Annotated in this window: 15 protein-coding genes; 8 read left to right on the top strand and 7 right to left on the bottom strand. The window is 61.5% G+C overall.

Annotated elements, in window-relative coordinates:
* Positions 1-17: 17 nt before the first annotated feature.
* The 7 genes from BLJAPNOD_RS33705 (at position 18) to BLJAPNOD_RS33675 (ending at position 5,587) form a co-directional block, all read left to right on the top strand.
* Positions 18-755 (top strand): FadR/GntR family transcriptional regulator, encoded by a 738-nt coding sequence (locus tag BLJAPNOD_RS33705; RefSeq protein ID WP_115423017.1) that lies wholly within the window; start codon positions 18-20, stop codon positions 753-755.
* An 83-nt stretch (positions 756-838) separates the two neighbouring features.
* A complete protein-coding gene (locus BLJAPNOD_RS33700) occupies positions 839-1,588 on the top strand; it encodes a FadR/GntR family transcriptional regulator (protein ID WP_115423016.1) in 750 nt (249 codons plus the stop codon).
* A 62-nt stretch (positions 1,589-1,650) separates the two neighbouring features.
* A complete protein-coding gene (locus BLJAPNOD_RS33695; RefSeq protein WP_077502453.1) occupies positions 1,651-1,965 on the top strand; it encodes a cupin domain-containing protein in 315 nt (104 codons plus the stop codon).
* A gap of 109 nt (positions 1,966-2,074) precedes the next feature.
* Positions 2,075-3,097, top strand: a complete 1,023-nt coding sequence (locus BLJAPNOD_RS33690) for an ABC transporter permease (protein ID WP_077502333.1) — start codon at positions 2,075-2,077, stop codon at positions 3,095-3,097.
* The gene (locus BLJAPNOD_RS33685; protein ID WP_115423015.1) at positions 3,097-3,984 is read left to right on the top strand and encodes an ABC transporter permease; all 888 of its coding nucleotides are present in this window, start codon (positions 3,097-3,099) and stop codon (positions 3,982-3,984) included. The genes BLJAPNOD_RS33690 and BLJAPNOD_RS33685 overlap by 1 nt, the downstream gene beginning before the upstream one ends.
* A gap of 5 nt (positions 3,985-3,989) precedes the next feature.
* Positions 3,990-4,826 (top strand): ABC transporter ATP-binding protein, encoded by an 837-nt coding sequence (locus tag BLJAPNOD_RS33680; protein WP_115423014.1) that lies wholly within the window; start codon positions 3,990-3,992, stop codon positions 4,824-4,826.
* On the top strand, positions 4,826-5,587 hold the full coding sequence (locus tag BLJAPNOD_RS33675) for an ABC transporter ATP-binding protein (protein WP_115423013.1): 762 nt from the start codon (positions 4,826-4,828) through the stop codon (positions 5,585-5,587). The genes BLJAPNOD_RS33680 and BLJAPNOD_RS33675 overlap by 1 nt, the downstream gene beginning before the upstream one ends.
* A 120-nt stretch (positions 5,588-5,707) precedes the next feature.
* Here the strand turns inward: BLJAPNOD_RS33675 and BLJAPNOD_RS33670 are convergent, their stop codons facing one another.
* The 6 genes from BLJAPNOD_RS33670 to BLJAPNOD_RS33645 all read right to left on the bottom strand — a co-directional run bounded on the left by BLJAPNOD_RS33670 (position 5,708) and on the right by BLJAPNOD_RS33645 (position 12,349).
* Positions 5,708-6,067, bottom strand: coding sequence for a VOC family protein (locus tag BLJAPNOD_RS33670; RefSeq protein ID WP_077502328.1), 360 nt, complete (start codon positions 6,065-6,067; stop codon positions 5,708-5,710).
* Positions 6,068-6,447: 380 nt separating this feature from the next.
* The gene (locus BLJAPNOD_RS33665) at positions 6,448-8,046 is read right to left on the bottom strand and encodes an ABC transporter substrate-binding protein (RefSeq protein ID WP_077502327.1); all 1,599 of its coding nucleotides are present in this window, start codon (positions 8,044-8,046) and stop codon (positions 6,448-6,450) included.
* Between the two features lie 90 nt (positions 8,047-8,136).
* The gene (locus BLJAPNOD_RS33660) at positions 8,137-8,766 is read right to left on the bottom strand and encodes an SGNH/GDSL hydrolase family protein (protein WP_115423012.1); all 630 of its coding nucleotides are present in this window, start codon (positions 8,764-8,766) and stop codon (positions 8,137-8,139) included.
* Between the two features lie 19 nt (positions 8,767-8,785).
* A complete protein-coding gene (locus tag BLJAPNOD_RS33655) occupies positions 8,786-9,934 on the bottom strand; it encodes a mandelate racemase family protein (RefSeq protein WP_077502324.1) in 1,149 nt (382 codons plus the stop codon).
* Between the two features lie 355 nt (positions 9,935-10,289).
* Positions 10,290-11,411 carry an HPP family protein gene (locus tag BLJAPNOD_RS33650; protein ID WP_115423011.1) on the bottom strand — a complete coding sequence of 374 codons (1,122 nt, stop codon included), beginning with the start codon at positions 11,409-11,411 and terminating at the stop codon, positions 10,290-10,292.
* 62 nt (positions 11,412-11,473) lie between these two features.
* The gene (locus BLJAPNOD_RS33645) at positions 11,474-12,349 is read right to left on the bottom strand and encodes a LysR family transcriptional regulator (RefSeq protein WP_158556217.1); all 876 of its coding nucleotides are present in this window, start codon (positions 12,347-12,349) and stop codon (positions 11,474-11,476) included.
* 127 nt (positions 12,350-12,476) lie between these two features.
* Between BLJAPNOD_RS33645 and BLJAPNOD_RS33640 the strand changes: the two genes are divergently transcribed.
* Entirely contained in the window at positions 12,477-13,148 is a 672-nt protein-coding gene (locus BLJAPNOD_RS33640) for a 5-formyltetrahydrofolate cyclo-ligase (protein ID WP_244611201.1), read from the top strand.
* A gap of 38 nt (positions 13,149-13,186) precedes the next feature.
* On the opposite strand, the gene BLJAPNOD_RS33635 is transcribed toward BLJAPNOD_RS33640, so the two are convergent.
* Complete coding sequence (locus BLJAPNOD_RS33635; RefSeq protein WP_147294634.1) at positions 13,187-13,438, bottom strand: hypothetical protein; 252 nt, start codon at positions 13,436-13,438, stop codon at positions 13,187-13,189.
* Between the last annotated feature and the right edge of the window lie 10 nt (positions 13,439-13,448).

Below are 13,448 nucleotides of genomic sequence, written 5' to 3'. Positions count from 1 at the left end.
ACCGAATGGCTCAGTGCATGACAAAAGCAACCGCACAAGATACGGCTCCCCAGCAGGCCACGACGCTGGTGGTAAAGGTTGCCGATGCGCTTCGTGCGCGCATTGCCAAGGGGGACCACAAGCCCGGCGACCGACTTCCCTCGGAAGCACAGCTGACGCAGGACTTCGGCGTGAGCCGCACGGTGGTGCGCGAGGCGATCGCCGCACTTCGTTCCGATGGGCTGGTGGAGCCGCGCCAGGGCGCGGGTGTCTTTGTTCTCGATCCCGCCTTGACCGAGCGCCGTCCGTTTCAGAATGTCGACCTTGCCCGCGTGTCGTCGCTGATCGAAATGCTCGAACTTCGAACGGCGGTTGAGGGCGATGCGGCGGGCCTTGCCGCGCTGCGTCGCTCGCCGGGCCAGGAAGAGAAGATCATCGAAGCCCTCGACGCGTTCCGCACGAGTTCGGCCGAAGGCCGACCGAGCGCTGAGGCCGATTTCGCCTTTCATATCGCGATTGCCCAGGCGACCAACAATCCGCGCTTCGGCGAATTCTTGCAGATGCTCGGCCCGACGCTCATTCCCCGCCGCGCGGTGACCGCGAGCGGCGAGGAGACCGCCCTCCCCCCCGCCGACATCGAGCGGCTCTCGGAGGAACATGAAGCGATCCTCGTCGCCATACAGAATGGCGACGAAACGGCAGCTCGCGCCGCCATGCGCACCCACCTGAAGAATAGCCAGGCGCGCTATCGCGCCATACTGCGAACATCGCGCTAGAGGACAGGTTAAAACAGCCCACCCTTGCATTCGGACAGATAACCGATAACATGCCAGACAGGTTCAATGCAGGTGAAGCAGAAATGGAAGCCGAGAACAATCACGCCAGAGGCACGTCGCTGGCTGCGAAGATCAGCACCGACCTGCGTCGCGAGCTGACCGATGGCGTATTCAAACCAGGCGACCGGCTTCCGAGCGAAAGCGCGCTGACCCGCGAGTACTCCGTCAGCCGTACCGTGGTGCGTGAGGCGATCGCCATTCTGCGAGCCGACGGCCTGGTGGAGGCACGCAAGGGTGCGGGCATCTTCGCGCTCGAGACCTCAGAGGGCAAGAAGCAGCCGTTCAAGGATCTGACCACCGAACGGATTTCTTCGGTGATCGAGCTTCTGGAACTCAGGACGGTCTTCGAGGTCGAATCGGCAGGACTTGCGGCATCGCGCCGCTCCGCCGCACAGATTGAAGCGATTCTGGAGGCCCACCATCACGTTGGCGAATGCCTGGCGACAGGAAGCCCTACACGGGACGCGGATTTCGAACTGCATCTCGCCATCGCCGAGGCCACTCAAAATCGCCGTTTCCCGGAATTTCTCCAGCTGATCCGATCCGGCATCATCCCGCGCGGCGAACTGCAGGGCTCCGCCCCCGGCTCGCGCCCGAAGGACTACAACCTCCATCTTCAGGAGGAACACGGTCTGATCGTCGACGCCATCATCGAAGGCGACGCGGAAACAGCGCGCGAGCGCATGCGCGCCCATCTTCGCGGCAGCCTCGATCGCTACAAGTTCCTGCTTCGCTCCCGCACCCTGTCCCCGGAAGATATTAACCTGTCGTAGCTTGTCATACAGATGCCAGTACATGTATGCTAATGGTGTCATACACCATCAACGAGGCATCCATGACCCTTCCCGCCTTTCCCATTACCCCAACTGACACCGGCATCACCCGCCAGGTGCTTTCCCACTCACCAGAGATCATGGTCGTGTCCTTCCGCTTCGAAAGCGGCGCCGAAGGCAGGCTACATCGTCATCCGCACGTGCAATCGACCTATGTCGCACGTGGCCGCTTTCGCTTTTTCCGCGGCGGAGAAGCCCACGAGTTGAAAGCTGGCGACAGTCTCGTCATCCCCGGAGACACCGAGCACGGCTGCCAATGCCTGGAGGCGGGAGAGCTTATCGACTGCTTCACACCGAGACGCGACGACTTCCTTTGACTGGATTGGCTTGACAGCACAAACAACCTGTGACAGATTTCGTTAAGTTGTCATACAGGATAGGAGCCTGTACCGCCGCACCGTCTGGCGAATGACAAACGGAGGAATCATGTCACACCGTCGCATACGCTTCTATGGCGCGGCCGGGCAGATCGGGACCATTGCGGTCACGCTGCTCGGCCTGCTTCTCCTGACCTTCTTCATCGGCCGGCTGATGCCCGCCGATCCTGTCCGCGCCATCATTGGCGAAGATGCGACCCGTGAGACCTATGAACAGGTGTATCGCTCGCTCGGTCTCGACCGCCCGCTTTGGGAACAGTTCTTCTATTACCTCCGCGACGTCTTCACCGGCAACTTCGGCACTTCGATCCGTACCGGCCAACCCGTCATCCAGGATATCCTGCATGTCATGCCGGCGACCATCGAACTCGCCACCTTCGCCATTCTCATCGGAGCGGGGCTCGGCGTACCACTTGGCGTGTTCGCAGCCGTCAACAAGGACCGTTGGCCCGACCATGTCGTGCGCGTCTTCAGTCTCTTCGGGCATTCCATGCCGATTTTCTGGACGGGCATGATCGCTCTTATCGTCTTCTATGCCCATTTTGGATTGGTCGGCGGCAGCGGGCGGATGGACCAGTTCTATATCGGCCTCGTCGATGAGCGCACCGGCTTCCTCCTGATCGACAGCTTGATTGCCGGCGAAATGGATGTGTTCTGGTCGGCGGTGAACCATATCATTCTGCCGGCAACCCTGCTCGGCTACTCGTCTTCCGCCTACATCACCCGCATGACCCGCAGCTTCATGCTCGACCAGCTCGGCCAGGAGTATGTGACGACGGCCAGAGTGAAGGGACTTTCGCGCAATCAGACCATATGGCAACACGCCTTCATCAACATTCGCGTCCAGCTCGTCACGATCATCGCGCTCGCCTACGGTTCGCTGCTCGAAGGCGCCGTGTTGATCGAGACGGTTTTTGCATGGCCGGGGTTTGGCCAATACCTCACCAACAATCTCATCACCGGCGATATGAATGCCGTCATGACCTGCGTGCTGATCGTCGGCGTCATCTTCATCGGGCTCAATCTTCTGTCCGATGTTCTCTACCGCATCTTCGACCCGAGGACACGCTGATGTCGACACGCACCGAAACCACCTTCCGTCTGCCGGCTCCGATTCTTGCGCTGAAAAACATCGTGCTGTTCCTCCTGAAGAGCCCGACATCAGCCTTCGGCCTTGCCGTGCTGACGCTGCTCGTCCTGGTCGCCGCCTTCGCGCCGCTGATCGCCACCCATGATCCCTATGCGCAGGACCTCGCCCTGACGCTGCAGGCGCCGGGCAATGGGCACCTCTTCGGAACCGACGAGCTTGGCCGCGACATCTTCAGCCGCCTTGTCTGGGGCGCGCGCATCACGCTGACGATCATATTCCTGGTGTCGATTGTCGTCGGCCCCATCGGCCTCATCATCGGCACCACCGCAGGCTATCTCGGCGGCAAGGTCGATACGGTGATGATGCGCATCACCGACATTTTCCTGTCGTTTCCGAGCCTCATTCTGTCGCTCGCCTTCGTCGCCGCGTTGGGGCCAAGCCTCAACAACGCCATCGTCGCCATCGCGCTCACCTCCTGGCCGCCGATCGCACGGCTAGCCCGCGCCGAGGCCATGACCTTCCGCAAGGCGGACTATATCTCCGCCGCAAGGCTGCAGGGGGCATCGCCCGCGCGCATCATCTTCAAGTCGATCATGCCCATGTGCCTGCCTTCGGTCCTCATCCGGCTGACGCTCAACATGGCGACCGTCATCCTCACGGCCGCCGGTCTCGGGTTCCTCGGTCTCGGCGCCCAGCCGCCGCTGCCCGAATGGGGCGCGATGATCGCGACGGGTCGCCGCTACATGCTGGACAGTTGGTGGCTTGTCACCTTCCCGGGCATTTCGATCCTGACAGTAAGCCTTGCATTCAACCTGCTCGGCGATGGATTGCGCGATGCGCTCGATCCCAAGCAGATGAACCGGAGGTAAGCCTGATGGAAAAGCCGATTCTCGAACTCGAAAATCTGCGTATTCGCTATGGCGGCGCTTCGTCTGAAGCCGTCCGCGGGGTCTCCTTCACGCTCGGCCGCGAACGGCTGGGTATCGTCGGCGAATCCGGTTCAGGCAAGTCCACAGTCGGGCGTGCGCTGCTCCGCCTTCTGCCCGGCGCCACGATCACGGCTGACACGCTGCGTTTTGGAGAACAAGACCTGCTGACGCTCTCCGAAAAGGAGATGCTGAAAGTCCGCGGCCGTCGCATGTCGATGATCCTTCAGGATCCCAAGTTCTCGCTCAACCCGATCCGGCGCGTCGGCGACCAGGTTGCCGAGACCTATCTGCGCCACTTCAAGTGCTCGAAGGCAGAGTCCCGTGACAAGGCGCTCACCATGCTCGAGGCAGTCAAGATTCGTGACCCGAAACGGGTCTATGACCAATACCCGCATGAAATATCCGGCGGCATGGGCCAGCGTGTGATGATCGCCATGATGCTGTTGGCCGATCCGGACCTTGTCATCGCCGACGAACCCACCTCGGCGCTCGACGTCACCGTCCGGCTGCAGGTGCTGAACATCCTCGATGGTCTCGTGCGCGACCGCGGCATCGGCCTCATCATGATCAGCCACGACCTGAACCTGGTGCGCAATTTCTGTGACCGCGTTCTCATCATGTATGCCGGCCGGGTTGTCGAAACACTCGCCGCCCACGACCTCGACAAGGCGGAACATCCCTATACACGTGGGCTGTTGGCAGCCCAGCCGCGCATTGGCGGGGGCCGTGCGCCGCTCGCCGTGCTCGACCGCCAACCCGAATGGCTGGAGGAGAAAGCCTGATGTCCGTTTCCGTCGAAACTCGCGACGTGTCCATCACCTTCGGCACCGGCCCTGCCGCCGTCAGGGTCTTACCAAGCGTCAGCTTTTCGGTCAGCCCCGGCGAATGCTTCGGGCTCGTCGGCGAAAGCGGCTCGGGAAAGTCCACCGTGTTGCGGTGCATCTCCATGCTGACCGACATCTGGACGGGCGACATCCTTATCGACGGCAAGTCGGTGCGCGAGATGCCGCTCATCGAGCGCTGCCGCACGCTGCAGATGGTGTTTCAGGATCCGTACGGCTCGCTGCATCCGCGCCAGTCGGTGCGCACCGTGCTCTCCGAGCCTCTGGTGATCCACAAGCTCGGCGACCGCGAAGAGCGCATGCGCAAGGCAATCACCGATGTCGGCCTTCCCGTTTCCTTCCTCGATCGCTTTCCCCACCAGCTTTCCGGTGGTCAGAGACAGCGGGTCGCCATCGCCCGCGCGCTCATCCTGGAGCCTTCGCTCCTGCTTCTGGACGAGCCCACGTCGGCGCTCGATGTGTCGGTGCAGGCCGAGATCCTGAACCTGCTCCAGCGCCTGCGCGAAGAGCGCGGCTTCACCTACATCATGGTCACGCACGATCTGGCGGTGGTCGACCATATGTGCGACCGTTTTGCCGTCATGCTGCACGGAGAAATCACCGAAGTGCTGCCGCGTGATGCAATCCCCGCAAACGGCGCCACCCACCCTTACGCCCGGGAACTCATCGGCGCCTCGCTCGAATACGAAAACGCGCACTGAACTCAGACGAGATGCCCGCGCAAAATCTGCGCTGCATTTAGGCGCCAAGAGCAGTTATCTTCGGGCCAGCTCAGACCTCGTTTGCACTCGCCGAGCATGGATTGGCCGGTGCATTCGCCGTCATTCCTTCGTAGGCTCCCATAGCTCGATCGGATTGCCTTCGGGATCGTGGATCCGGGCAAAGCGACCGACTTCCGAATCCCACTCCGCCCGCGTTTCCACCGCGATCCCGCTTGCCGTGAGGTTTGCCAGCAGCCCATCCAGGTCATCGACCCGGAAGTTGATCATCCATTGTTGTTCTCTTCGTCCAAAATAATCGGTGTTCTGAGAGAAAGGCCCAAAGATCGTCGTTCCCGCCTCTTGCTGCCACACGGACTTATGCAGGTCATCAACACCAAGGTGCCTCTCGTACCATTCCGCTAGCCGAGCCGGGTCCGCCGCCCTGAAGAACACACCGCCAATTCCAACGACCTTTGGCATGAGACCCCCTTGGTTTGTTAGAGGACAATGCCGGTGAAGCGGCTTACATGCAACCTGAAGGTCAAGCTCGTCGCGATGTCCGCATGCGGGCTGAACACCGATTGCCATCGAACACCGCTGCGTTCTCAACATAGCCGCGTACGGAAAACGCGTTCCGGCATCGTGGCTTGCCTGAGAACGGAACCAGCCGGGATGTGCCCAACGGGAGGCCCCATCGGGCCACTACGGCCTCGAGGAAACCCACTTGCAAGGGAGAGAAATCTGTCCGTCGAGCGACGTCACACGCTGGAACCATTATCGGATCCAGCCTCGTCGAAACGCAAGAAAGGCGCGTGCCGGCACGCGCCTCTCGGCTTTTTGAAGACTCACGGGTGATGTTTTCAGCGTTCCTTGGTCACGCCCTCGAAACGTGAAAGCCACGGGCTGACGATCATACCCTTGACGTCGCTGCGATAGGCGGCGGTGTCGATCACTTCGGAGAAGGGCTGGATCGACATGACCGCCTCATCCATATAGCCCTGCACACCTTCATAGAGCTTGGCCTGCTTGGCCGGATCGCGCTCGACCAATGCTTCCTCGATCAGCTTGTTGAGCTTCTCGTCGTAGAAACTGGTGCGCCAGCTCTGGTAGTTGGTCAGCTTTGCATCGTCGGAATTGTCGGGATTATAGGCGATGGAACGCAGGTTGTTGTCCGGGTGCGGTTGCTGACCGCCGCCGCCGCGGCCGACCAGCAATTCGAAGTTTCTCTCCCGCATCGCGCCGTAGATCTGGTCGCCCGAACCGCTGATGAGTTCCGCCTGGATGCCGGCCTGGCCGAGCGTGTTCTGGATCGCCGTCGCTGCCTTCATGAACGGATCTTCGGAGAGAACCCTGAGCGTTGTCTTGAAACCGTCGGGGTAGCCGGCTTCGGCGAGCAGGGCCTTTGCCTTCTCCACGTCCAGCTTGTAGCCCTCGTCCGGCAGCGCGCCGAGAACGCCGGTCGACAACGGCCGCTGGTGCAACTTGCCGTAATAGGGCATCACCGCCTTGTCGAGGCCTTCGTAGTCGATCAGGTAACGCAGAGCCTCGCGGACCTTCTTGTTGGCGAAGCGCTCGTCCTTCATCGAGACGCTGAGATAGTAGAACCCCGAGCCCGGCGTCGATGCGATGGTAATCGCCTTGTCGGCCTCCAGCGACTTCAGATCCGGTGCCTGAAGGGAATAGGCGACATCGATATCACCCTTTTCCAAGAGCAGCCGCTGCGACTGGGATTCCGGCAAATGGCGCATCAAGACGCGCTTCATCGCGGCCTTTTCGCCCCAGTAGTCGTCGTTGCGGGCAAGGATGATGTATTCGTTCGACTTCCACTGCTTCAGCGTAAAGGGACCGGAGCCGGCTGAATTCAGTGTCAGCCATGCGGCACCGAGGTCACCGTCCTTCTCGTTTTCGAGTGCCGTCTTGCTGTCGAGAATGGAGCCGGGACCGTTTTGCGCCAGGATCATCAAGAGCAGGTTCGGGTCATCGGGCTTCGCCAGGTTGATCACGAAGGTGTGGTCGTCTTCGGCCACGAACGCCTTGTCGGCATCCTCGAGCGTGAAGCCGCGGGTCTTGAGGAAGGACGACTGCGCCAGATTGCGGGCGAGCAGTCGCTTCAGGCTCCAGGCGACATCGCCGGCGGTAACGGGATTGCCGGAGGCAAACGTCGCATCGGCACGCAGGTGAAAGCGGATCGACTTGCGATCCTCGGCAATTTCCCAGCGCTCGGCAAGGCGCGGCTGGACGCTACGGTCCTGCGGCGAAAGGACGACCAGCGTGTCATAGATGTTGTTGAGCACCTGCACGGTCTCGCGGCCGGTGATGGCAGCGGGATCGAGCGTAAGAATGTTGCTCATGGTGGTTGCGACGACCAACTGGTCGGCGGGCGTCTCGGCGAGTACGCCGATCGGCGCGGCCGTGGCGAGAAGCGCGCCGAGCGCGGCTTTTACAAAAAAGTGTCTCATATACTTCCTCCTTTGCGGCCGTCTCTTTCGGATTTCGGCCTACCAGTTTCACGACCCGCACGCCTGCTCCTCCGCAGGCGTTGAAACGGATCAGGCTAGAATTGCGCCGACGGGGGCTGCGAGTGCCCGTCCGATGGCGGCGGTCGCGGCAGCTTCCAGGTGCACGCCATCGATCTCAGATCCACGGGCGACGGCGCCTGCATCGAAGAACGCGTGGCCGAGTTCGGTGGCGAGCTTGCGGTAAAGCGGGGAAAGCCGCTCGGATTCCGCAACGCTTCGGCCGGCCGCCGGGTGCCCGCCTGGGCCGGGCGAACACGGCGGCGGCGCGACGATCAGAACTTTCGGCTTCGCCCCGCTCGGTTTGTAAGGAAAGGTGTCTACGATCTGCGCCAGGCGGCGCATGCCGGAAACGGCCCCTTCCGCGCGTCCGCCATGCACCGGCTTAATGTCGTTGGTGCCGAGCATGACGATCACCAGATCGAGCGGCATGTGGCTGGCAAGCGCCACCTCCAGCGCCTTGGCGCCATTGCGGCAGGCGGGGCCGGCATGGTCGTCGTAGCAGGTGGTGCGCCCGCCGAGCCCTTCCGATATGATCTTTGCCGCTCCGCCGAGTTCCCGACCGAGAACGTCAGGCCAGCGGCTCTCGGACGGATGACGCAGACCTGTTGTCGGATCCGCACCCCAGGTCAGACTGTCGCCGAAGGCGAGAACGGTCTTCATTGCCCAATCACCTCGCTCGTCACCGTACGCGGTTGTTCTCGATGAATTCCAAGTCGATGTCCTCGCCGAGCCCCGGCCGATCTGGCACATGGACAAACCCGTCCCGATCCATCGGATCGGAGAGCGACTTCAGATAGTCGTGGCCGTCGTCATATTCGAGGAACGGGTGCAACAGGCCGCGCTCGTACCAGCGGCAGTTCTTGGTAGCGGCCACCACGTGCAGGTTCATCGCGGTGTTGCCGTGCACCTCACATTCCATCCCGAAGGCCTCGGCCAGATGCATGGTCTTCAGGGCAGGCGTAATGCCGCCGACGTCGTTGACGCCGGTGCGAAGTATGTCGCAGGCGCCGGCCTTGATCCATTCGGCGCGGTGCCAGTGCTTGCCGGCCGCACTTTCCGGACCGACCACGGGAATGTCGAGATTGTCCGCAAGCCACTTGTAGGAAGAGAGCGACTGCTCATCCATCGGCTCCTCGATCCAGTCGAAGCCGAGCTTTTCAAGGCCGCGCCCAAGTTCGAGCGCGTCGGTTCGAGAATACCAGTGGAAGGCATCGATCATGAGGCGGATGTTCGGACCCACGGCCTCGCGAACAGCTGCGCAGGCCTTGATATCCATCTTCACATCTGGAGCCCAACTGACCGGCGGCATCCAGGTGTGCAGCTTGATACCCTTGTAACCGCGTTTGACCAGCGTCTCGGCGAAACGACCGTAATCCTCTGGTGTCGCCAGGCCATTTTCCAACTCATCACCGCACATGATGGAGCCATAGGCCAGCACCTTGTCGCGGTAACCGCCGATCAACTTGTATACAGGCTGATTGAGTGTTCTGCCTGCCAGGTCCCACAGCGCGCAATCGACGACCGCCAGCGTGCGGTCTGTGAGTTGCGCGGCGGAGCCGCGCTGCCAGTGGGCGAGATCCTGCCACAGCCTCTCGCGATCCCGGTGATCCTGGCCGATGAGGACCTTTTTCACGAATTTCTCGATCAGATGCGGGCGGACGATTTCGGGCGCAGTGAAGGAGTGCCCCTCATGACCATCTTCCGTGCGCACAGTGAGCATTGCCTGCTCCACCTGATGCGGCGGGCCCGGATGCGCGTGACCGGCACTATCAGAATGGCGGCGCGTCGTCGTGCGGAAGACTCGCACCTCGATGTCGGTGATGATCATTGTTCCTCCGGTATGCGAACATGGCCGGTTGCCCGCGCCACCCTGTATGACACATACTTAGACAGATCGCGGACTACTTGTCAAATCTGTATAACAAGTTTGCGTAAATGACTGACAAGAATTCGCGCGGCTGCCATGTCATGCCGGTGACGTGCCCATTGCCACTTGCCGGCACAAAGCTCAGACGGAGGACAGGCGTAGACCGTTGCGCCTACACCATGAATTGCGCGCCATTTGGTTGCCGTGCCAGCGTCATGCGATCTGGAGGCTGCGGATGAACACCGGAGGGAACCGCCGGCAGGACGATCACCGAGATCGCAGCCAGGAGGGCCTTCTATCGCCCGTCCCGGTGGATTTATGCCACCTGGTTGCCGGCGACCCCGCTCTCGAGGATGGCTCTTGCCGCAGCCGCCAGCAGATCGGTTTGCGAAATCAGGCCCAAGACTTGGTGGTGATCGTCGACGATGATGACGGCGTGAATTCTGCCGCTGGTCAAGGCAGGCAGAAGGCTCATTGCCCGGTCATCCGCCCCAGCGGTCACTGGAACCGCGAGATTGTCCGAAAGCATGCCACCGGCTTCTGAAAGCTCTCTGAGCCCGACGGTACCGACGAGCCGGCCGTCACCGTCCTTGACCGGCAGCACTCGGACATTGTGCTTGAGTAGAAGCGAGCGCGCCAGTTCGCTGTTGTCGATGTTGCCTACGCTGATGACGTCGCGCGACATGATATCCCTGCACAGGATGTGTGGTGTCGCCCGTTTGACCGCCTGCAGCTCGACCTGCCGCAACAGCCGCTCGAGATCGTCACGACTGATGTCGAATGTCTCCTCCAATGCCTCGAGAGCAGCGTCGACGTCTGCACCGGTAAAACCGACACGCCGGTCCGACGGTGGGTCGACTGTCTGATGCGTATTTGAAACGGGCAGCGGGACATGCGGATAGTTACGCTTCGCAAGCTTGTGAAACAGGACGCCGAGCCCAACCAGCAGGCAGGAGTTCAGCGCAACCGGGACCAGCGGAAACCAAAGCCCCCAACTCGCAACGACGGGACCTCCAAGGACCGCGGTCAAAGCGGCTGCCCCGCCTGGCGGATGGAGGCAGCGTGCAAACGACATGGCCGCAATTGCGAGTGCAACCCCGATACCGGTCGCGATCAGCGGGTCCGGCACGAACATCGCCGACAGGACGCCAACAAAGGCCGAGATCGTATTGCCCCCGATGATTGACCAGGGTTGAGCCAGTGGGCTGGCCGGCACGGCGAACAGCAGAACGGCAGATGCTCCCATTGGCGCCACGATCAAGGGAAGGCTGGCACCAGCGCCAAAGACGCTGCCGCTGATCATGCCGGTCAACAGAATGCCGGCCAGCGCCCCAAGGCACCCGACCAGGCGCTCGCGCAATGTTGCCCCAGCAAGGATTGGCACGAAGAAGCTGCGACGCGCCCTCGCGGGCGGCTCGATATTCGGTGAATCGACCATGGAAGTATCCGTTGCTGGCAGTGCTTTCGAAATCGGGATCGCCGATTGCACGAGGGAAATGATCAGTCTGCGGGGCGGCCGGGATTGCCGAGCAGCGCCTGATGCAGGTTCGCGATCGCCGGGGAGCGCTCCCCCTTGCGGGAGATAAGCAGCGTCTCAACATCGCGCAACGGGTAAATCCCGACCTCCCCCGGCCAATCCATCAGATCAAACACCGATCTTGGGACCACGCCGATCGCGTCACCCGCAGCGACGCTTGCCAATATCGCATGGTAGGACGAGACTTCCGTGGTGGTGATCGTTCCGGCTGATCTGGTCCATTGTTCTGCCACACGCCGGTAGGTGCAGCCGGGCTCAAGCGCCGCCAGGCAGGCGACACGCACGTCGGCAACCGCCGTGATGGCCGGGTGGGAGGCCGGCAGAACGATGAGCACTTCCTCATGGTAGATCGGCGCAGCCTCGAGATCATCGAGCAGGTCTGACCGTGGCTCGACGATATCGGCCGGCATGGATGCGATGAGAGCGCAGTCGATCTCCTCGGCAAGGACGGCCCGCGTCAGTTCCTCGGAAGATCCCATCGTCAGCCGCACGGACACATTCGGATGTGCCAGTTTGAATGCCTGCAAGACCTGCGGCAGGCGAGCAGCGGCTGTGCTTTCCATGCTGCCGACACGCAGCGTATCGGGCATGTGGGTCGGCTTCAGCGCGCGGCGCGCCTCCTCGCCAAGCGCGATCAAACGGCTGGCATAGGAACGGAACAGCCGGCCTTCACGCGTCAACGTCATCTTCTTGCCTTCACGGCTGAAGAGTTCGACCCCAAGCTCCTCTTCCAGTGCACGAATGCGGTTCGTGACGTTTGACGGTGCACGGTCCGCCGCCATGGCCGCGCGCGTCACGCTGGTATGCTCGGCGACTGCCAGAAAAATCTCGAGGCTCATGAAGTCCATTATTAGCCTGCAGAAGGAATGAAGCTGCTTTATTGTTCTCAATATCGAAACGATAATCAAGACGGCAACCGGAACAGAATTTCGAAACTTCGCTGGATCTGGAGAAAGGCAGGCGATCGTGACACGGAACAATGAGGACGACATTCCGCCGACCTGCTCGTCGGCTCCATGTGTCATGAACGATGTGGATCCTGTCAAAACGGGTCATGACCTGGCCAAGCCGATTTCGACCTACGAATGGCGCGAGCAACAGCGCCAAGCGCTGATCAGCTCAAGACAAGCGCTACTCGCTGGCGAACGTGCAAAGTTGACGAAGGCGATCCAGGAAGCGATCGATTCCATCGCACCTGAGGTCGCGGGCAAGGCGGTCGCGCTATACTGGCCGTTTCGCGGCGAACCGGATCTGCGCCCATGGATGAACGTGCTCGACGCCCGTGGCGCGCAATGCCTGTTGCCGGTTGTCGTCGCAAAAGCAAGGCCGTTGAGTTTCCGGTCGTGGCGACAGGGCGAACCGCTGGAAAGGGGCGTGTGGGGCATACCGATACCGGCCAGCGGGCAGGATCTCAAACCCTCGATCGTGATCGCGCCTGTGGTGGGTTTCGACGAAGACGGTTTCCGCCTTGGCTATGGCGGCGGTTATTATGACCGCACCCTCGCCGGCCTCAAACCAAAGCCCCTTGTGATCGGCGTGGGTTTCGAACTGCAGAAGATTGAGAGCATCCGTCCGCAATGGCATGACATTGCCATGGACGCGATCGTGACCGAGGCACGGACGCGGTTGCGAACATAAGGCCTATGCTCGAAACAGCGGCGGTTTCCGACCGGCGGTCAAACGGTCGAAACCCATGGTCCCGCCAGTTGCAGGTAGGAATAGAGAGCCACAGTCGAGATGACGAGCGAGACCGTCTGCGGAAGCAGACGGGCGGCGAGGTGCGAAAACCCAATTCCAAACACCACCGCCGCGCCGCCAAACCAGAGGCCCTGATAGCTGAACACCAGACCGAGCGCAGTCAGGCCGACGGTTGTCGCAACCGTTGCCCGAACCGCATTGCCGCGCTCGTCCTCAACACGTCCGCTCAATCCGCAGGTT

Origin of the sequence: Ensifer sp. M14 (genome assembly GCF_003355565.1) — a bacterium.
In the GTDB taxonomy this organism is placed as follows: domain Bacteria; phylum Pseudomonadota; class Alphaproteobacteria; order Rhizobiales; family Rhizobiaceae; genus Ensifer.
Note: the sequence above shows the minus strand (reverse complement) of the source record. Positions and strands in the feature narration are given on the sequence as shown.